This window comes from Streptococcus sp. (assembly GCF_030825805.1).
Taxonomy (GTDB): Bacteria; Bacillota; Bacilli; order Lactobacillales; family Streptococcaceae; genus Streptococcus.
In genome coordinates, this window is record NZ_JAPJPF010000012.1 from 1 (window position 1) to 20,176 (window position 20,176).

General features: G+C 43.0%; 19 protein-coding genes. 14 read left to right on the forward strand and 5 right to left on the reverse strand.

What is annotated here, in order from left to right; genetic code table 11:
- Both RCH62_RS03035 and metG read left to right on the forward strand, forming a co-directional pair.
- Positions 1-383, forward strand: a 383-nt coding sequence (locus RCH62_RS03035; RefSeq protein ID WP_306474600.1) for a 2,3-bisphosphoglycerate-dependent phosphoglycerate mutase, incomplete at its 5' end; no start/stop codon positions are given.
- Between the two features lie 312 nt (positions 384-695).
- Positions 696-2,687 carry a methionine--tRNA ligase gene (gene metG, locus RCH62_RS03040; protein ID WP_306474601.1) on the forward strand — a complete coding sequence of 664 codons (1,992 nt, stop codon included), beginning with the start codon at positions 696-698 and terminating at the stop codon, positions 2,685-2,687.
- A 504-nt stretch (positions 2,688-3,191) separates the two neighbouring features.
- Here metG and RCH62_RS03045 read toward each other — a convergent pair.
- Positions 3,192-3,398 (reverse strand): helix-turn-helix transcriptional regulator, encoded by a 207-nt coding sequence (locus RCH62_RS03045; RefSeq protein ID WP_003006064.1) that lies wholly within the window; start codon positions 3,396-3,398, stop codon positions 3,192-3,194.
- Positions 3,399-3,408: 10 nt separating this feature from the next.
- Positions 3,409-3,930 carry a DUF2975 domain-containing protein gene (locus RCH62_RS03050; RefSeq protein WP_129268658.1) on the reverse strand — a complete coding sequence of 174 codons (522 nt, stop codon included), beginning with the start codon at positions 3,928-3,930 and terminating at the stop codon, positions 3,409-3,411.
- 174 nt (positions 3,931-4,104) lie between these two features.
- Between RCH62_RS03050 and RCH62_RS03055 the strand changes: the two genes are divergently transcribed.
- Positions 4,105-5,373 carry a DUF6287 domain-containing protein gene (locus RCH62_RS03055; protein ID WP_306474602.1) on the forward strand — a complete coding sequence of 423 codons (1,269 nt, stop codon included), beginning with the start codon at positions 4,105-4,107 and terminating at the stop codon, positions 5,371-5,373.
- Positions 5,374-5,507: 134 nt separating this feature from the next.
- On the opposite strand, the gene RCH62_RS03060 is transcribed toward RCH62_RS03055, so the two are convergent.
- Positions 5,508-6,692 (reverse strand): DUF2974 domain-containing protein, encoded by a 1,185-nt coding sequence (locus RCH62_RS03060; protein ID WP_306474603.1) that lies wholly within the window; start codon positions 6,690-6,692, stop codon positions 5,508-5,510.
- 183 nt (positions 6,693-6,875) lie between these two features.
- On the opposite strand from RCH62_RS03060, the gene RCH62_RS03065 reads away from it, so the two are divergent.
- The 5 genes from RCH62_RS03065 (at position 6,876) to RCH62_RS03085 (ending at position 11,567) form a co-directional block, all read left to right on the forward strand.
- On the forward strand, positions 6,876-7,553 hold the full coding sequence (locus RCH62_RS03065) for a response regulator transcription factor (RefSeq protein WP_006596753.1): 678 nt from the start codon (positions 6,876-6,878) through the stop codon (positions 7,551-7,553).
- Positions 7,546-8,520, forward strand: a complete 975-nt coding sequence (locus RCH62_RS03070) for a sensor histidine kinase (RefSeq protein WP_306474604.1) — start codon at positions 7,546-7,548, stop codon at positions 8,518-8,520. Before RCH62_RS03065 ends, RCH62_RS03070 begins: the two co-directional genes overlap by 8 nt.
- A gap of 158 nt (positions 8,521-8,678) precedes the next feature.
- On the forward strand, positions 8,679-8,807 hold the full coding sequence (locus RCH62_RS03075) for a hypothetical protein (RefSeq protein WP_306474605.1): 129 nt from the start codon (positions 8,679-8,681) through the stop codon (positions 8,805-8,807).
- Positions 8,808-8,822: 15 nt separating this feature from the next.
- Positions 8,823-9,581 (forward strand): ABC transporter ATP-binding protein, encoded by a 759-nt coding sequence (locus RCH62_RS03080; protein ID WP_306474606.1) that lies wholly within the window; start codon positions 8,823-8,825, stop codon positions 9,579-9,581.
- Positions 9,582-11,567, forward strand: a complete 1,986-nt coding sequence (locus tag RCH62_RS03085) for an FtsX-like permease family protein (RefSeq protein ID WP_306474607.1) — start codon at positions 9,582-9,584, stop codon at positions 11,565-11,567.
- Positions 11,568-11,931: 364 nt separating this feature from the next.
- On the opposite strand, the gene RCH62_RS03090 is transcribed toward RCH62_RS03085, so the two are convergent.
- A complete protein-coding gene (locus tag RCH62_RS03090) occupies positions 11,932-12,195 on the reverse strand; it encodes a SemiSWEET family transporter (RefSeq protein WP_003012241.1) in 264 nt (87 codons plus the stop codon).
- Between the two features lie 279 nt (positions 12,196-12,474).
- On the opposite strand from RCH62_RS03090, the gene RCH62_RS03095 reads away from it, so the two are divergent.
- From RCH62_RS03095 to RCH62_RS03105, 3 genes are all read left to right on the forward strand, one after another.
- Positions 12,475-12,732 (forward strand): SemiSWEET family transporter, encoded by a 258-nt coding sequence (locus RCH62_RS03095; protein ID WP_003006102.1) that lies wholly within the window; start codon positions 12,475-12,477, stop codon positions 12,730-12,732.
- A 176-nt stretch (positions 12,733-12,908) separates the two neighbouring features.
- The gene (locus RCH62_RS03100; RefSeq protein ID WP_195324507.1) at positions 12,909-13,676 is read left to right on the forward strand and encodes an ABC transporter ATP-binding protein; all 768 of its coding nucleotides are present in this window, start codon (positions 12,909-12,911) and stop codon (positions 13,674-13,676) included.
- The gene (locus RCH62_RS03105) at positions 13,669-15,672 is read left to right on the forward strand and encodes an FtsX-like permease family protein (RefSeq protein WP_306474608.1); all 2,004 of its coding nucleotides are present in this window, start codon (positions 13,669-13,671) and stop codon (positions 15,670-15,672) included. The genes RCH62_RS03100 and RCH62_RS03105 overlap by 8 nt, the downstream gene beginning before the upstream one ends.
- Positions 15,673-15,994: 322 nt before the next feature.
- Here the strand turns inward: RCH62_RS03105 and RCH62_RS03110 are convergent, their stop codons facing one another.
- Entirely contained in the window at positions 15,995-17,959 is a 1,965-nt protein-coding gene (locus RCH62_RS03110) for a peptide ABC transporter substrate-binding protein (protein ID WP_154852297.1), read from the reverse strand.
- 235 nt (positions 17,960-18,194) lie between these two features.
- Between RCH62_RS03110 and RCH62_RS03115 the strand changes: the two genes are divergently transcribed.
- From RCH62_RS03115 to RCH62_RS03125, 3 genes are read left to right on the forward strand one after another with little or no spacing between them, the layout of a single operon-like run.
- Entirely contained in the window at positions 18,195-18,521 is a 327-nt protein-coding gene (locus RCH62_RS03115) for a PadR family transcriptional regulator (RefSeq protein WP_048789734.1), read from the forward strand.
- Positions 18,518-19,318 carry a hypothetical protein gene (locus RCH62_RS03120; protein ID WP_306474609.1) on the forward strand — a complete coding sequence of 267 codons (801 nt, stop codon included), beginning with the start codon at positions 18,518-18,520 and terminating at the stop codon, positions 19,316-19,318. Before RCH62_RS03115 ends, RCH62_RS03120 begins: the two co-directional genes overlap by 4 nt.
- On the forward strand, positions 19,315-20,145 hold the full coding sequence (locus RCH62_RS03125) for a hypothetical protein (RefSeq protein WP_306474610.1): 831 nt from the start codon (positions 19,315-19,317) through the stop codon (positions 20,143-20,145). Before RCH62_RS03120 ends, RCH62_RS03125 begins: the two co-directional genes overlap by 4 nt.
- Positions 20,146-20,176 lie beyond the last annotated feature (31 nt).

The following is a 20,176-nucleotide window of genomic DNA, read 5'->3' on the forward strand; positions in this document are numbered from 1 at the left end:
AATTTGGTGATGAGCAAGTTCACATCTGGCGTCGTTCATACGATGTATTGCCTCCTGCAATGGCTCGCGATGATGAGCACTCAGCTCACACTGACCGTCGTTACGCTTCACTTGACGATTCAGTGATTCCAGACGCTGAAAACTTGAAAGTTACTTTGGAACGTGCGCTTCCATTCTGGGAAGATAAAATCGCTCCAGCTCTTAAAGACGGTAAGAACGTATTCGTAGGAGCACACGGTAACTCAATCCGTGCCCTTGTAAAACACATCAAACAGTTGTCAGACGACGAAATCATGGATGTGGAAATCCCTAACTTCCCACCATTGGTATTCGAATTTGACGAAAAATTGAACGTAGTTTCTGAATACTATCTTGGTAAATAAAAAGGTCTGGGGGACCTTTTTATCCCGAGCCTAGAAATGCCAAAGCGAGGTAGGTCCGGGGGACCTTTTTATCCCGAGCCTAGAAACGCCAAAGCGAGGCAGGTCCGGGGGACCTTTTTATCCCGAGCCTAGAAATGCCAAAGCGAGGCAAGTCTAGCTGGATTCGTTATCAATAATAGAAAGCTGACTTCGGTCAGCTTTTTTACTTGTCTTTCCAAGCTCCTAGCGCTTTTTTGGTTTTCAGGGCCTCCTAAAAATGATATAATGAAGTGTTAGTACATAAGGTTTCATTAGCCTTGAAAGGAAAAGAAAATGACAAAATCATTCTACATCACAACCCCTATCTATTACCCATCTGGTAAATTGCATATTGGTTCAGCTTATACTACGATCGCCTGTGACGTCTTGGCGCGTTACAAACGTATGATGAACTACGATGTGTTCTACCTGACTGGTCTTGATGAGCACGGTCAAAAGATCCAGCAGAAAGCAGAAGAAGCTGGGATCACGCCGCAAGCTTATGTAGATGGGATGGCGGTTGGAGTGAAAGAACTCTGGCAATTACTCGATATCTCATATGATAAATTCATCCGTACGACAGACGATTACCATGAAAAAGTGGTGGCCCAAGTCTTCGAACGCTTGCTTGCGCAAGACGACATCTACTTGGGTGAATACTCTGGTTGGTATTCAGTCTCTGATGAAGAGTTCTTTACAGAAAGCCAATTGGCTGAGGTATACCGTGATGAGAATGGCAAGGTCGTCGGTGGGGTAGCCCCATCAGGCCACGAAGTAGAATGGGTTTCTGAAGAATCCTATTTCCTTCGCCTCAGCAAATACCAAGACCGCTTGGTTGAGTTTTTCAAATCCCAACCTGATTTCATCACGCCAGATGGCCGTCTCAATGAAATGTTGAAAAACTTTATCGAGCCAGGTTTGGAAGACTTGGCAGTATCTCGGACTACCTTTACCTGGGGAGTTCCAGTCCCATCCAATCCAAAACACGTGGTTTATGTATGGATTGATGCCCTTCTTAACTATGTGACCGCTCTCGGTTACGATCAAGAGCAGCATGGCAACTTTGACAAGTTCTGGAACGGCACTGTCTTCCACATGGTCGGAAAAGACATCCTTCGTTTCCACTCCATCTACTGGCCAATCCTTCTCATGATGTTGGATGTTAAATTGCCAGAACGTTTGATTGCCCATGGTTGGTTTGTCATGAAAGACGGCAAGATGTCTAAGTCTAAAGGGAATGTCATCTACCCAGAAATGTTGGTGGAACGCTTTGGCTTGGATCCACTTCGTTACTACCTCATGCGTAGTCTTCCTGTTGGTTCAGATGGTACTTTCACACCAGAAGACTATGTGGCTCGCATCAACTATGAATTGGCCAATGACCTTGGAAACCTTCTTAACCGGACGGTGGCCATGATCAATAAATACTTTGGTGGTCAAGTCCCTGCTTATGTCGAAAATGCCACCGCATTTGATGCAGATTTGGCCAAGGTGGTCGAAGAAAGTATTGCCGAATACCATAAACAAATGAATGCGGTTGATTACCCACGCGCTTTGGAAGCAGTATGGAACATCATCTCTCGTACCAACAAGTACATCGATGAGACAGCTCCATGGGTCCTTGCTAAAGAAGATGGTGACAAGGAACAATTGGCAGCGGTCATGGCTCACTTGGCAGCAAGTCTCCGTGTCGTGGCTCACTTGATCCAGCCATTCATGATGAACACCTCAAATGCTATCATGGAACAACTTGGCTTGGGCTTGGACTTCGATCTTGAAAACTTGACCTTAGCAGGCTTCCCTGAAAATGTCACAGTGGTTGCCAAAGGAACTCCAATCTTCCCACGTCTCGACATGGAAGAAGAAATTGCCTACATCCAATCTCAAATGACTGCAGGCAAGCCACAAGAAAAAGAATGGATTCCAGAAGAAGTGGAACTCAAGTCTGAAAAAGATGAGATCAAATTTGAAGACTTTGACAAGGTTGAAATCCGTGTAGCAGAGGTCAAAGAAGTGGAACGCGTCGAAGGATCAGACAAACTGCTTCGCTTCCGCCTTGACGCTGGTGACGGTGAAGATCGTCAAATCCTCTCTGGTATCGCGAAATTCTATCCAAATGAACAAGAATTGGTCGGCAAGAAACTTCAAATCGTGGCCAACCTCAAACCACGTAAGATGATGAAGAAATATGTCAGCCAAGGCATGATTCTTTCCGCAGAACACGGAGATCAATTAACAGTCTTAACGGTTGATCCATCTGTTCCAAATGGAAGCATCATCGGCTAAACGATAGACAAAGAAAAAATCATCTAAAAAACTTTCCTTAGGTGAGTACGGACGTCAGCGAACTTCGAAGAAGTTCCATGACTTAGTTTTGGACCCTGGGTTCCAAAACTCCCGAGTGCTAGAAACACAATTGTTTCTAGCACTTTTCTCACGACGGAAAGTTTTAGTAGATGATTGAATAGTTCTTACGAATAAATTTTTTAATTTTTATAGAATATATTTGATTTGTAAGGAAGAGCAGATTGTCTATGCTCTCAAGCACTCCCACGGGAGTGCTTTTGTTGTATTGATATAGTTCCCATCATTGAATTTTACAAGGATAGAAGATGAGTCCTATTAGTAATGAATGTTAATGGAGACTTCCGCAGTGAGAAAAGAGTCTGAAACATTTTCGTTTCAGACTCTCGGAAGATTTGAGACAGTGGGCTCAAATCTTAGGTATGGAATCCCAAAGGGATTCGCTACCGTCCGTCCTCACCTAAGGAAAGTCTCCGAATATAGTTCCTATTCATCTGGCCGGTATTCCAGGATATCTCCTGGCTGGCAGTCGAGTTCTTTGCAGATGGCTTCAAGGGTGGTAAAGCGGATGGCTTTGGCCTTGCCAGTCTTAAGGATGGAGAGGTTGGCGGTAGTGATACCGATTTTATCAGCCAGCTCATTGGATTTCATCTTTCGCTTGGCCAGCATGACATCTAGATTGACGATAATCATGGTCCCCTCCTTAAATGGTCAGCTCATTTTCTTCTGCGATCTCAATCCCTCTCTCTAAGATTTTGCCAAGCACCCATACTATTGGGACGGCAAGGAGGAGTCCCGTATTAAAGGTCAATTGGAAGGTGAAGGGAAGGAGATAAGCATCGCCATTGGTCTCAAGTGTACCAGACATAAAGGACAAGACCAAGAGGATCTTCCAAGCTCGGTTGCAAAGATCAATGTTGGAGTGAGAAAAGATCTTTTCTTGATAGAGATTTTGGAGGAAGCTGCGAATAGTGAGGAGAAGAAAAATATAAATAGCGCTTGAGGCTAGTGGGAAGAGCAACTGCCAGAGGGGTTGCAGATGTTTGGGGAAGAGCTGGATGCCATTTACCTCAAAGGACAAGCGTCCAGATTGAATGAGATCCTTAAACACTCCCATCCGAGAAAGCAGGTGGATGACCAGTGCAGCCAGGGTCATAAAGCCACAGAAGTAAATGAAAGCCGTTAAGACTTCAATGACATTTTTTAAGGTTTTTGAGTTTTTCATCGCAAGCCTCCTTAAAGTTTTTTATTTTTCACTTATAGTATACTCCTTATAAAAAATAAGTCAATAAAAAAGTATCGAAAAACGATAAAAAGTTTATGAAATTCAGTCAAAATTTGCTTTAAATAGAATTTAAGGTATACTATTAGGTAACTACCATTTCAAGGAGGTATTGAAATGATCAAAAAATTAGATAAGAAATATCTTTGGATGATCATCGCTTTTGTGAGTGCAGTGGTTCTAATCGGAGGAGTCTATCTCTACTCTAGCTCTAATATTCAACCGGATCATCAAAAAGAGTTCAATCAGACCTCGAAGACCTCGTCTTCTTCAAAGGAAAAAGCCATCGATCTGTCTGGTGAATATGTCTCAAGTGCGCGTGATAAGGCCAAGATTCAAAAAGATGGGAAATCCTGGAAGATTGATTACGAGACAGAAGATGGTCCTGTATCAGCAACTTTCTTAACGGATTTCAAAGTAGAAGGAGCCAATAAAGTTTCTACTAGTCAGATGAAAAAGTCAGATGGAAATAAGGATTTCACCATCACTGTGCGTATTTTTAAATACAAAACAGATAAAGACCCCCTTATTACGGTAACCATGTCAGACAAAGACCCCGATCATGAGATGGTCTTTGCCAATCGGAAGGATTTTTTCAAGTCGACGAATCCAGATGACGCAGTACTGGATGGGGATTTGACAACCTTTGCGGGAAGTTATTCCAATGAATCTATTGAACAGCAGATTGCGGATTCCGGCTTTAAGCTGTATGGCTATAGTCCAGAAGATTACTACAATCATCGGACTACTGTCTTTCCTTCTATCTACTCTGATCAGGACAAGGGGTGGAGCTTCTGGAGTGGAGCTACCAATGTCCAATTTGTCCTCAATAAAGATAAGAAACCTAAGAAAGCTGGATCAACCTATCAGGTTTACTTTGTCCAAGCTGGAACAACTGGAGCAAGTCCTGGTCAAGAATTGATTGTCACCTTGATTCCTGAAAATGTTCAAGGTCCTGATGGCGTCGTTTCACCTTTGAGACGTATCTTCTACCATCAAGCCTCCTTCCAAGCCTATCAGGACAAATGGTGGGAAGCTTACCCAGCGCCTAAGAAGGAAGCAGACCTTGATATTGCGGCTATCAATAGTGGAGATTTTTCAAGCCTGGCAGGGACATGGCGCAATGCCAAAGGCCAAGAGATGGTCATCCAAGAAGATGGAACTGTGAAAGGTCAAGGGAGATTAAAAGCAGTGCCAAACTCTGATAAGACAAGTAAAGTCCCTTATGTAGATCTACGTGTGGGAGAAACAGGAGTGGCAGTTGGCCTCTTTAAGATTGGTTTTGAAAATCCTGATGGAGACCAGTCAGATAAGAGCAAACCTCGCTTGGTTGTTACCCAATCAGCTGGGAACTATCCAGCAGATCAATACTTCTATCGTCAATAAGAAGCGAAAAACCCAGGAAATGTGATTTCCTGGGTTTTGTTTTGCTTTAATGAATTCTCTTTCTATAAAAAAAATCGTTTACACCATTGGATGTAAACGATGTTGTTACATTTTATAAAATAGAGTTAAAATTGTCAATCTTTGTGCTCAAGGAGAAGTGGTGAGGTGGTCTCGACTGCTTGTTTTCGCTTGAAAAATGCAGCCATTTGAACCAGGATACGGGGAACTGTTTGCCATTTTTTCCAAGCTTGGACACGGGTGTCGATGAGTTGCTTGGCTAGACGTTCCAGCATTTCCCTTTCTGTAGGATCTAGGTCTTGAGCATTTTGAAAGATGTCTTTGATCTTGGAGAAATTTTTCAAGTTCCTCAAATCATTAATTGAAGTGATGCCTGCGTCCAGAAAAATGCCAAAAAAGGTATCAAAGAACTTCTTGCGCTCATCCGCCGATGTTTCGCGAACCCACTGCTTTAGGGTCTCGTAGGTCTGCTGACTATCGGGATTGGTTTGATCTAGTGTCACAAATCCATCCTTTTCAACCATCCAAGTAAAGGCGTCATGCTGGGCAAAGCCACCAAAGGCTCGACTTTTAACAATCGTAGCAGGCTCTGGGACTTCCAGCATCATGCCGACGATGGATCCTTGTGGGACAAAGCGATGAATGAGGTGTGCGATTCGTTGGTATCCCTCTGTTTTGATAATGGACTTGTTGAGACCTGGAGCGTCGTAACAGTAAATGGCATGGACTTGTTCGGACAGCTGATCAGGAAGGTAGGAGCAGGCATAGGTTGCGAGATTGCCCCCTTTGGAGTGACCGGCTACTAAGAAGCGCCCTTTAGGAAATTCCTTCATGACGTTTTGTAGGTAGCTGGCTGCGCGCCTCTGAGCTGGGACATGGTCCATATAGGTCATATGGAAGTCTTCCTTCCAGCCGATCAAGGTGTCATCCGTCCCCCTGAAGACAACTAAATAAACATCCATGGTAAGACGATAGGTCATAGCCGCAAACTGCTTCTGAACATCGGGGTCATATTCGTTGACATAGTTGAGGAGTTTGAGATTCTTAAAGCGTTTGGATGTAGCTAGGACATCGACTATTTTCAGGTGTTGGTCTGTCACGATGAAATCTGTGGTTCGATCGACTAGCTCTGCTGCATCAGATAAGCGGACTTCAATATTGGTCGTATCCCCTTGGGGCACGATCCGATCAAAAGGAAGATAGGTCAGCTCTGTCAGTGCCAGGACATCGAGTTCCTTAAAAGGGCGATCGTAGATGGAATCATAGGTGACATAGTCTAGATAATCAAAAATCGTGGACATGAGATTCTCCTTTGTATCTGTATGTTCAGTATAGCATAAAATACCTGAAAAGCCCCTCAGTAAAAATAGGAAATTGACGAAAGGAGTTACCTGTAACTTGAGATGGCGAAAAATATGTATGCTCCTTGGATAATTTGATATAATGAAAGGGTAATACTCTAGTAAGAAAGAGAAGGAAAGAGCATGCACAAAATTCTTCTTGTCGAAGATGATGAAACCATTCGCCAACAAGTGAAGAAAATCATGGAGCAGTGGGGCTTTGAAGTTATTGCAGTTGATGACTTTATGGATGTATTGGGGACCTTCGTCCAGACCAATCCTCATCTGATTCTGATGGATATTGGCCTTCCTCTTTATAATGGCTACCATTGGTGCCAGGAGATTCGTAAGGTATCTAAGGTCCCTATCATGTTTTTATCCTCACGAGATCAGGCCATGGACATCGTCATGGCCATCAATATGGGGGGAGATGACTATGTGACCAAGCCATTTGATCCCAATGTTCTCTTGGCAAAAATCCAGGGTCTCCTTCGCCGCTCATATGAGTTTGGAACTGATCAAGATTTGTTAGAACACCGGGGCGCCATCCTCAATCTCAAATCCATGGATCTGGTCTATGAGGGAGAGGTCGTTAATTTGACCAAAAATGAATTTCAAATTCTTCGCATCCTTTTTGAAAAAGCTGGAAGTGTAGTGGCTCGGGATGATTTAATGAAGGAATTGTGGAACAGTGATTTCTTTATTGATGATAACACCCTCTCGGTCAATGTAGCTAGACTTCGGAAGAAACTCGAAGAAGCAGGACTGGAGCATTTTATCGAAACGAAAAAAGGGATAGGATACGGGTTGAGCAATGGATAATCGATTCTTATTTGTCAAACACTATCTGATTTCTCACCGTCGCTATCTCTATTTGATTGGTTTACTCCTTTCATCCCTAGTCTTGTTTGCCTATATATTCGAAGGCTACCGCAATTTTCTCCTTTACCTGACAGGAATTTTGGCTTTTTTGAGTCTTCTTCTGGTCATTTGGGATGCTGTGGCTGGGTATCAGGCCTGTCGGAAGGAAGTGCTCTATGGGGAGGGACTACCTGAGACCCCTCTAGAACTGGTCTTGAGTCAGAAACTAGCAACCAGTCAGCAAGCCCAACGTGAGCAGACAACGGTGAGTATAGAGACCTACAATGATCTGATGGATTACTATACCCTCTGGGTCCACCAGATTAAGACGCCCATTGCGGCCAGTCAACTCTTGGTTAAAAATATAGAAGACAGCGACCTGAGACAACAAATGGAGCAGGAGCTCTTTAAGATTGATTCCTATGCCAATGTGGTCCTCCAGTATCTGAGACTCGAAAGCTTTCACGATGATTTGGTTCTTAAGCGTGTTCCACTCGAAGAGCTGGTCAAAGAAGTCGTGCGAAAGTATGCCATCTTCTTTATTCAAAAGGGCTTGACGGTGGATCTGCATGACTTAGATGTCGCCGTCATTACCGATCGCAAGTGGCTCTTGGTCATCATCGAGCAATTGCTGTCTAATAGCCTTAAGTATACCAGCACTGGCGGGATTGAGATTTATTTCAAAGACCAGACCCTTTTTATGAAAGATAGTGGGATTGGAATTAAGGATAGCGATATACTCCGTGTCTTTGAGCGGGGATTCTCCGGCTACAATGGGCATTTGACCCAGCAATCTTCTGGACTAGGCCTCTATCTGTCTAAAAAGATTTCCGATCAGCTAGGGCACCAACTTCAGATGACGTCTCAGGTTGGGCAAGGGACGACTGTTGCCATTCGCTTTGAAGAGAAGAAGTTGGTGATGGATTAAGGGAATTCGTCGGTATCTAATGTTTCTCTCCCTAAGGTCCTCTTTTATTTAAAAATGACAAAAATGTAAGATTTAATTTTAAAAATGAAAGGTTAGGTTATGGTGACCACCTTTTATTTTTTATACAATAGTCTCATCAAATGAAGGAGGTCAAGAAAATGAAACTCTTGAAATGGATGAAAGAACCCAAAAAGATTAAAAAACCAAATAAGAAAACCGATCTGGAAAAGACGGAATTTGGTCTCCAAGTCCTGCAACAAACCCAAGAATTTTTCTTGATCTACTAGTAAAAGGAGAAAAGTATGTCATTACTAGATGTTCAACATATCAAAAAGATCTACAAAACCCGCTTTCAAGGAACGCAGGTTGAAGCCTTAAAGGATATCCACTTCACCGTGGAAAAGGGTGAGTACGTGGCTATCATGGGGGAATCAGGATCCGGGAAATCGACCCTTCTCAATATCCTAGCCATGCTGGACCAGCCGACGGAAGGGCGGGTTTACCTAAATAATATAGACACCTCAACCATCAAGAACAAGGACGCTTCGAGCTTCCGTCGCGAAAAACTAGGCTTTGTCTTTCAAGACTTCAATCTGCTCGACACCTTGTCTGTTAAGGACAATATCCTTCTGCCCTTGGTCCTTTCTCGCAGACCAGTCAAGGAAATGATGACTAAGGTCGATAGCGTCAGTCGGGAATTGGGCATCCACCAACTGCTTGAAAAATATCCCTACGAAATCTCTGGTGGGCAAAAACAACGGGTAGCCGTAGCACGGGCTATCATCACCTCACCTGAAATCCTCCTTGCCGATGAGCCAACAGGGGCGCTGGATTCCAAGTCTTCAGCTGCGTTGCTAGATGTCTTTGAAGATATCAACACCATGGGGCAAACCATTCTCATGGTGACCCACTCAACCGCAGCGGCTGCTCGGGCTAAGCGCGTGCTCTTTATCAAGGACGGAATTCTCTACAACCAGATCTTCCGCGGGGAAAAGACAGAGCGTCAGATGTTCCAAGAAATCTCAGATACTCTGACAGTCATGGCAAGTGAGGTGGAGTAGATGTTTCGATTAACCACTAAATTAGCTTGCTCCAATCTGATCAAGAACCGCAAGCTCTATTATCCCTTTGCGATTGCGGTCATTCTCGCAGTGACCATCTCCTATCTCTTTGACTCCTTGACCTTTAATCCCAACATTTCTAAGCTTCGAGGGGGATCTCCCATACTCTTCACCCTTGGATTGGGACTGTTCGTGGTAAATGTTGCGGGGGCTATCATCGTGCTCTATGCCAATAGCTTTGTCATGAAAAACCGCTCCAAGGAGTTGGGAATTTACAGTATGCTAGGCCTTGAGAAACGCCATCTCATCAGCATGATCTTCAAGGAACTCTTGATCTTTGGCTTTGTGACTGTCTCAGCCGGTGTCTTGATCGGGGCTCTCTTTGACAAGCTGATCTTTGCCTTTCTCTTGAAACTGATGAAGATGAAGGTTCAGCTAGTATCCACCTTCCAACCTGGGATTGTGGTCTTGGTCTTTGTCACCTTTGGTCTCATCTTTGGCCTCTTAGTTTTTCTCAATGCTTGGCGCATTCTCCGTTTGAATGCCCTGCAATTGACGCGTGAGAAGGCTAGTGGTGAAAAGAAAGCCCGCTTCTTGTGGCCCCAAACCATCCTGGGCTTAGCCTCTCTCGGTTTTGGCTACTACCTGGCTTTGTCAGTCAAAGACCCCATGTCTGCGATTTTGATCTTTTTTCTAGCCGTTGTCTTGGTTATGATCGGGACCTACTTACTCTTTAATGCGGGGATCACCGTCTTCTTGCATCTTCTTAAGAAAAAGAAGAACTATTATTACCAACCCAACAACATGATCTCGGTCTCTAACCTTATCTATCGCATGAAGAAAAATGCGGTGGGCCTTGCGACCATTGCCATCCTCTCGACCATGGTGCTGGTGACGATCTCTGCTGCCACCAACATCTATGTCGGTGGCGAAATGGTCAAGAAAATCATGGCTCCCCATGATTTCTCTGTCCAAGGAAAAGGGGTGGATTTGGAGCAGATCAATCAGAAATTTGATGAATTTGCCTCTGAGCACCAGCTTGAGATCAAGAATCGTGACCTGATGACCTATGCCAACTTTGGGGTTAAATCACAAAAGGGAACGGATTTCACCGTCTATCCAGCTGACGAACGCAAGGTCAATCCTAAAACAGTCTTTCTAGTTTTTGATGCAGCCAGCTATGAGCAGATGACAGGAGAAGAGGTCGATCTGACTGGCAACCAAGTCCTTCTCTTTGCCCATAACGAGGCTCTCAAAGGGCAAAAGCAGTTTACCATCAATGGGCAGGACTTCCAAGTCAAGGAAGAAGTGAGCAAGGATTTTATCACTGATCATGTTCCAAATCAGTTCAATTTGCTAACAGAGGATTTCAATTATCTAATCGTGCCAGATCTCTCAGCCTTTATCGCCCAATTTCCAAATCTTGCCATCTATACCAATATCTATGGTGGCTTCAATGTCAATGTTGGTGAAGACCAGCAACTCAAGCTAGCAGCTAGTTATGACAAAATGATCGATGAATTGAGTAGCCAACAGGGCCAAGGAACATTTGTCTATGGAGGTAACCGTGCCAATGATGTGGCAGAGATGAATAGCCTCTTTGGTGGCATCTTCTTTATCGGGATTTTCTTGTCACTGATCTTTATGGTAGGAACAGTCATCGTTATCTACTACAAGCAAATTTCTGAAGGCTATGAAGACCGTGACCGCTTCGTCATCCTCCAACAGGTGGGGCTTGATGAAGATGAGGTCAAACGGACCATCAACCGTCAAGTACGGACTGTCTTTTTCCTCCCTCTCATCTTTGCCTTTATTCACCTGGCCTTTGCCTACCATATGATCCGACTCATTCTCAAAGTGCTCGGTGTCATCAATAGTGGCCAAGTCCTCGTCGTGACCCTCAGTGTCTGCGCCGTCTTTCTCATCACCTACCTGATCGTCTTTTGGATCACCTCTCGGAGCTACCGTAAGATTGTGCAGATATAAGAAAAAGAAGCTCGAATCAAATTAGAAACTTTCCTTAGGTGAGTACGGACGTCAGCGAACTTCGAAGAAGTTCCATGACTAATTATTGAGCCTAAGGTCTCAATAATTCCGAGTGCCTGAAACATGATTATTTCAGGCACTTTTCTCACAGCAGAAAGTTTCAATATACTCTAAATAATAATTAGAAATCATTTGGATATTTTTGCACAATAGTCCAGATTAGGTTATTCAAAGTAAAAATTGTCAACTTTTTAAGCTCGCTCATGGCGGGCTTTTGTGCGAAAATCGACAGCGATTGTTTTTGCTTTTCAAAGGGATATAAAAAAGACTGAACCAGTCGAGTTCAGTCTTTGTTCGCTTTCTATTAAAGTGATGTAAGGAAAGTCAATCCTCCTAGGATGACACCTGCCGAATTCGGAATGATCAAAATCCAGTCTTTTTTAGGTTCCTTTGTCCAACCATAAATGACCCAGATCAAGCAAGAAATAGCAGCTGACAAGGGTTGGAAAGGTTGGGCCTTATTTCCCTGTAAATTAGCAATAATTTGTGGGATGTAGGCAATGAAAACGATAATCCCAATAAAGGCACCGATCGAGCCAACGATTTGGTTGATTTTTTGTTTATTCATAAAATTTTACCTCTGTGTATCAAAATAGCATAAATAGGAAGATAATGCAATTAATTTGCATGCTATTCAAGATGAAAATGATTATATTTGCAAAAAAATTAGACAAAGTGTCTAAAATAATTACTAGAGAGAAGACTCTCTCGAAGAGAAATCCATCTTCCTGCAAAATCACAAGATTGTGACACTTTACAGTTCAGTAACATTTGAAAAAAGCACTTGAATTTTAAGAGGGCAAGCGCTAGAATAGTGCGTACTTAAAAAATGAAAGGTATTTTGAATATGAATGAAAAACAAATGAAAATTCTTGGTTGGGTTGCGACCTTTATGTCAGTGATGATGTATGTGTCTTACTTCCCACAAATCATGGATAACCTCGCTGGTCACAAAGGAAACTTTGTTCAACCTTTAGTTGCCGCTATCAACTGTAGCCTTTGGGTCTATTACGGACTCTTTAAAAAAGAACGCGATATCCCACTTGCTGCAGCTAATGCACCAGGGATCATCTTTGGTTTGATCACAGCCATCACAGCTTTATAAGAAGGAACTAGCTCCCGCAAGGAAGCTAGTTTTTTAATACCTTACAGAAATGTAAGAAATCAGGCTAAAAATGAAAGGTTAGCTTATTGTAGAACTCTCTCCAAATCGTTACAATAGAGGTGTAAAAAAGTTTTATGGATGTCAATCATATAACCGGATGGAAATGGAGAATGAAAATGGCCTTATTAGATGTACAACATGTGAAAAAAATATATAAAACCCGCTTTCAAGGAACCCAGGTTGAAGCCTTAAAGGACATTCACTTCACCGTTGAGAAGGGTGAATACGTCGCCATCATGGGGGAATCAGGATCTGGGAAATCGACCCTCCTCAATATCCTGGCCATGCTGGACCAGCCGACCGAAGGGCGGGTCTACCTCAATGGCATGGACACCTCGACCATCAAAAACAAGGATGCGTCCAGCTTCCGTCGGGAAAAACTAGGCTTTGTTTTTCAAGACTTCAACCTGCTCGATACCTTGTCTGTCAAGGACAATATCCTCTTGCCTCTCGTCCTTTCTCGTAGACCAGTCAAGGAAATGATGAGCAAGGTCGATAGCGTCAGTCGAGAGTTGGGCATTCACCAACTGCTTGAAAAATATCCCTACGAAATCTCTGGTGGGCAAAAACAACGGGTGGCCGTAGCACGGGCCATCATCACCTCACCTGAAATCCTCTTGGCCGATGAGCCAACAGGGGCGCTGGATTCCAAGTCTTCTGCAGCTTTGCTAGATGTCTTTGAAGATATCAATACCATAGGGCAAACCATTCTCATGGTGACCCACTCAACCGCAGCGGCAGCTCGAGCCAAGCGCGTGCTCTTCATCAAGGACGGGATTCTCTACAACCAGATCTTCCGCGGAGAAAAGACAGAGCGTCAGATGTTCCAAGAAATCTCAGATACCCTGACGGTCATGGCGGGAAAGGAGGATCGTGATGTTTAAATTAACAAGTAAATTAGCTCTTTCCAACCTCAAACAAAATCGCAAGCTCTATTATCCCTTTGCCTTGGCTGTTATTTTAACGACCATGATCCTTTATAGTTTTATCGCCTTGTCATCGACCCCTCATTTAGAGGATTCTTACGGAGGGGGAGCGGCGAGAACTGTTCTTGGTTTTGGTAGTTTCGTTGTCCAATTAGTCGTCATCATTTTAGTGGCTTATGCCAATGGCTATGTCATGAAAAATCGTTCCAAAGAACTGGGCTTGTACAGTGTTTTGGGGATGGAGAAGAAGCACCTTCTCGTCATGACCTTATGGGAATTGCTCTCCTTCTATGTTCTCACAGTTGGAATAGGACTGGGCTTGGGACTCTTGTTTGATCGCTTGATTTTTGCCTTGCTCCTAAAATGTATGGGGCTACCAGTCGTCATTCAATCAACCTTCCAGATAGGGGCTGTTCTTAACACTTTACTTGGGTTAGCCTTAGCTTTTGGACTCATTCTTTTGTTGAATTCTTTCCGTCTCTTGCGCTACAGTTCCCTCCACCTCATGCAACAGAAAAAGGCAGGGGAGAAGAAGGGACGCTTCTTGCTGGTTCAAACTCTGTTAGGACTAGGGCTCTTAGGAATTGCTTTTTATATAGCGCTAACCGTTGAGCGTCCGGTTGCGGCTGTCCAAGGATTCTTTATTGCCGTCATCTTGGTCATTCTAGCGACTTATCTCTTATTCAACGCAGGATCCATTACCTTCTTAAGATTTCTCAAAGGTCGGAAATCCTACTATTACAAGCCAGAGAATTTTATATCTGTCTCTAACTTAATAGCTCGGATGCGAAAAAATGCAGCGGGCCTCGCGACCATTAGTATTCTTTCCACCATGGTCTTGGTCACCTTAACCGGGTCGCTCAATATCTTTATTGGAGGGCAGAATTACCTAGATACTGTTTACCCTTCGGATTACATGATTAGTGTGGGGCATATGCCTTCAGATGCTGAGACAGAAACGGTTATTGAAGATGTTCAAGCTCAAATTAAGAAAACAGCCGATGCGACACATCTATCAGATTATCAGGTGGCACAGACAACATACTGGTCTGCTGAAATTCGAAAGATTGATGGAAGGAGCTTAGAGGTGTTTGAGCAGTCCTATCAAGAAGCTGGTCAGGAGATGAAGACAGAGGGAACAGTCTACTTTTTTGATCAGGCAACTTACGAGCAACTGACGGGTCAAAAAGTTGAGCTTGGGGAAAATGAAATCCTAGCCTATGGGTATCAGTATCCTGGAAGATTAGACGCACAATTAGAAATCAATGGGAAGACCTTCACGATTAAACAAAAACTAGACTCCAACTTTATCCAAGGGAAGATCCCACAAAACGCCTTGTTTCAACACCAAATGGGCTTGTACCTTGTTCTTCCTGACTTGAACCAACTGGGTCTAAAAGTTGATAAGAATTTAGAATTCTCTATTAATGCCAAAAATAAAGACAACAAAGATTTTACTGGTGGCGTGACCAAAGAGCTGTATTCGACAGACAAAATGAGTCAATATGGTGCGACTTATTTTGGTGGATATGAACGATACAGTATAGAGAAGGAGTGGCGTGAAACAGCAGGGACTCTCCTCTTTATCGGGATTTTCCTATCAGTCATCTTTCTATTAGCTACAGTACTCGTCATTTACTACAAACAGATTTCAGAGGGTCATGAGGATCGGGATAATTTTGTGATCTTGCAACAAGTAGGATTGGACAAAAAACAAACCGGCACCACCATTCGAAAACAAATTCTCACCGTCTTTTTCCTTCCATTATTCTTCTCCTTCCTGTACCTAGGAGTAGCCTACAAGATGATTGCAAAAATCGTTGCCATCTTAGGAGCGACCAATGCGGGACTGGTCCTTCAAACAACTCTTTCCATTTGTGCTGTCTTTTTCATCTCTTATGTTCTCGTCTTTCTACTGACTTCTAGAAGTTATCGGAAGATTGTCGTGAGATAGCGTTCGATACGATGGAAGCTTAGGAAAATAGGTGTAGATAAAGCTCACCTTGAAACTTTCCTTAGGTGAGTACGGACATCAGCGAACTTCTAGGAAGTTCCATGACTTAGTTTTGAACCTAACGTTTCAAAACTCCCGAGTGCTAGAAACAAGAATGTTTCTAGCACTTTTCTCACGGCGGAAAGTTTCAGTGTATGCTTGAATGAACTAATTGGATGTATTATCTTAATTATTTATGTGTTCCTAACTTGTTCTATATAAAGGAACAAGTTGTCTACATTTTAAAACACCGAGGATTACATCCCCGGTGTTTTTATCGTGATTATTTCACGTGTTTTGCAAGTTCTTCTTGTGCTTTTTTGTTTGATTCTTCTTTTTCTTTCAACCAATTCTTATAAGCTTTGTCGTAATCGGCAGTTGTGACTGTATCACTTTGTAGTTCCATGTACTTGTAGTAGCTAGAACCGTCTTTGATACCGATCAAGGAGAAGGCTTTTGTAAATGGTTTAATCTTCGTGATAGAAGGAACAGCACCTTTAGAGTAGACAGGAAGTGCAAAGGCATTGTCTGTCAACCAAGCTTGAGCAACAGCATATTTTTCGTAACGAGTTTTGGTATCCAATTGTTCTGCATTGGCATCATCCAATAGTTGTTTGTACTCGTTCAAACCTAGTTTTTCAATTAGGGCTTGGTCAGCTGCCGGATTGATTCCCATTCCTGCTAAGGCTGAACCATCGACTGGATTGAAGATATCCAAGTAAGTAGATGGGTCTTGGAAGTCAGGTCCCCAACCAGCGATATCCATATCAAAGTCTTTTTGATCAGGACTTTGAGCGAAGTAGGTTGCATTGTCCGCATCTTCCGTAGACAATTTCTGAACATCCACGACAACATTTTCTTTTCCTAATGTTTTTTCGATGGAGTCTTTCATTGAATCAGCTTGTTGCACAATGCTAGCAGAAGACTGGTCAACCACGTAGTCGATGTGGATTGGGAATTGAACACCTTGCGCTTGGAGCTCTTCTTTGGCTTTAGCAAATTGTGCTTTAGCCTTGTTCGCATTGAACATGCTATCTTGTGCATCAGCAAGGCTGACATCCTTCCAATCATCTCCTGTTGCAGCAAGTTTTTCTTCAACAACAGTACCGAAGTCTTTGTTGTCTACTTGCACAAATGTTGGAGGTACAAGAAGCGTACGAAGGGTTTTGCTAGCCCCATCTTTCCCGTTTGATTGGGCACTTAGTGAAGTACGGTCAAGGGCAAAGTTGATGGCTTGACGGAAGTTTTTGTTTTGAAGAGCTGTTTTGGTTTGGTTCTTCTGGTCGTCTGTTGTTTTCTCAGTATGACCGTAGTTTTGACGGTTTACATTGAAGTAAACATAGTAGACAGTCGCATCTTGTGGTGAATAAACGATATTGTCCTTGAATTTTTTCTCAATGGTACTGAAGGTTGAGCTCGTTGGGAAGAGACGCGCAGTTGTCAAGTTTCCATCAGAGAAGTTACGAGCTAGGTAGTCTTGGTCAGAACCATCGAAGTAGGTCAATTTGATATCATCGATCTTCACATTGTCTTTGTCGTAGTAGTTCTCGTTCTTGGTGAACTCCATCAACGATTTTGAAGTGAAGGATTTCAAATAGTAAGGACCGTTGTAGAGGATTCCAGAAGGTTTGACGCTACCAAAGTCTTTACCTGCTGATTTGAGGAATTTTTCATTGACAGGCATCATGGTCGAAGTTGTCAATTTAGAATTCCAGAAAGACTCAGGTTGAGCCAAGGTGTATTGAAGGGTATGGTCGTCAACGGCTTTGACTCCAACTTTAGAGAAGTCCGTATTTTTACCAGTGACATAGTCATCCAGGCCGGCTACTGAGTTTTGAACCAAGTAGAGGGCATCTGACTTGTTGTCCGCTACGTATTTCAGAGAAGTGACGAAGTCCTGTGCAGTGACGTCTGCATATTCGTTCCCTTCTGAGTCATACCATTTTGCATCTTTACGAAGTTTGTAAGTATAAGTCAATCCATCCTTAGAAACAGACCAATCTTCCGCTAGTGCAGGGACCAAGTTACCGTATTGGTCGTTTTCAAAAAGTCCATCTACTAAGTTGGTTGTGACATCACTTGTTGTTGAACGGTTTGAAAGGAGGTAGTTCAAAGAGTCTGGATCAGTGCTATACACGTATGAAAAAGTGTTTGTCTGAGAAGACTTTGCAGATGATCCACAAGAAGCAAGGAACAGGGCTGAAGCAGCCGTGACACCTGCAAGGAAAGCTAGTTTAGATTTTTTCATCACTTATCTCCTTTAATAAAGATTTTGTATTATTATACACCTTTTTTTATAAAAAGCAAATTTTATTTGAAATTAATTGTATATTTAGTCATAATGTTCGTATTTATCGAGTTTCATGCAGTATTTTTAACTATTATGCTTTACAAACTAGCTAAGGAGGAGTATACTAACAATGAAAGTACTAGTATGTAAAACAAACTAGCCGAAAAGAGGCGGTATAGAATGGGGGAGCAGAATGAAAGAGTCGCAATTGCTCAAGGGTGTCCTGGAAGGTTGTGTTTTAGAAATTATTTCAAAAAAATCTATTTATGGCTATGAATTGATCCAAAGTCTCAAGGAAACCGGCTTCGATAAGATCGTTGCGGGGACCGTTTATCCCTTGCTTCAGAAGCTAGAGAAGCAAGGAGTCATCGTAGGAGAGATGAGGCCCTCTCCGGATGGACCTGATCGCAAATATTTCTCTCTAACCATGGAAGGAAGAGAGCGCCTAGAGGAATTTTGGAACCAGTGGCAGGATCTGGTCATTAAAGTAGAACGCGTGAAAAAGGAGGGGGAAGCATGATCGAAGATTATACAGAAAAAATGTCAGCCGAATTGATGCACCTGAATAAGGACAATCAATCCTATATGAAAAAAATGATAGCTTATATTGGAGTGAAGTCTTATTTTTATGATGATGAGCTACTGGGTGAACAGCTCTACAATATGGTTTGCGATTTAAAAGTTGCTGAGAAAGAGGGCAATCGGGCAGTGGATTATTTTGGAAAGGATCCAAGGGCCATGATGGACCAAGTTCTCTCGGAGTTACCTAGACGCAGGCTAGGTTCTTGTGTGGGGTTATTCTTGATTCTTGGAACGATTTTCGTTGGCATGCGGTTTGTAATGGATTTTGCCTGGATGCTGCCACTAGTGATTGCTCCCTTAACATACCTGCTAGATCTACTTATTTTCTTTGTGTACAGTCAATTTATGATGTGGCTTTGGTCCAAGCAGAGCTATGGGGAAATCAAGTGGCCTTGGGCTCTTGTTATCAGTGTGATTAGCTTGATCCTGTCTCCTAGGATAGAGCGCGTGTTTTCTGACCATTTGAGTCTGAATCGAAGTATCCTTTTGCCAGATGCTTGGGCGATTGTTATGGCTTTTCTGGTTCTTCTTGGATTTACGATCATGACCTATAGAAATCAGGGACGGCTTGTTGTTAGCCTACTGGTCATGGGTGTGACTTTCTTTGTAACTGGATGCTGTGTTCGCTTTGTGAATCCAGGAACTGCTAATTTATTACGCTGGCTACTCCCTCTGATAGGACTAGTCTTGTCCTTCATTGTATTTCGTCTCCAAAGAAAGGGGGAAACATCATGACATCAGCTATTTATTATGAAGAAACGCAGGCTTTGGTTCAAACCTTTAGCCAAGAGGACCAAGCTTATTTCCAAGATCTCTGGGATTATTTCAATTTTGCCGGCTTCTTATATGAGGAGAAAGCATTAAGAGAGCAGGTCTATAATCTAGCGCTAGATTTTTCGCAAGCAAGCGGTGATGGATTGACAGCCAAGGACTATTTTGGACAGGATCCCAAGGGAATGGCAGACCAAATCATCGAAAATATGCCTAAAGAATCCACGCGGTCTGTTCTGAAGTATGGGGCGATTGTCTCGGGAATTGTCATTTTTTATCGCCTCTTAAGTGATTTTGCCTCGCAAGCAGTCCTGGTTCTCAAGCCCCTGGTCTATCTAACGGATAGTATTTTGGGACTTTTGGCTGTTGGGTTACTATTCTATCTCCTTCGTCGCCTCATTTTTGCAGAAGAGAAGTCAAAAAAAGCAATCTATGTGGCATTCGTTCTCGTCCTTGGGATCTATTTCATCAGTGAAATAGTAGGGGTCCGTTTCTTGCCAGCTTTAGGTTGGTTGACGGTACCTAGTCCATGGGATACCTTCCTGATGACAGGGGCTAGTGCAGGACTTATCCTCTGGCAGTGGAAAGAGGAGTTTGCTCGTGCCTTCATCTTTCCTATTCTGTCCTTCTTAGTAGTGGGATTCTTGCATCGCTGGACTTTGGCCCAAGGGATTCAGAATTCCAGCATGACTATCATTTTGCCGACGGTGATCATCGTTATCGGATTGATGATTTACTATTGGTTCACGATACGCGCTTTGAAAAAGAACAAGACAGAACATGCCGAATAGAGTGAAAAGGGGGAGGAAGCTCCTCCTTTTT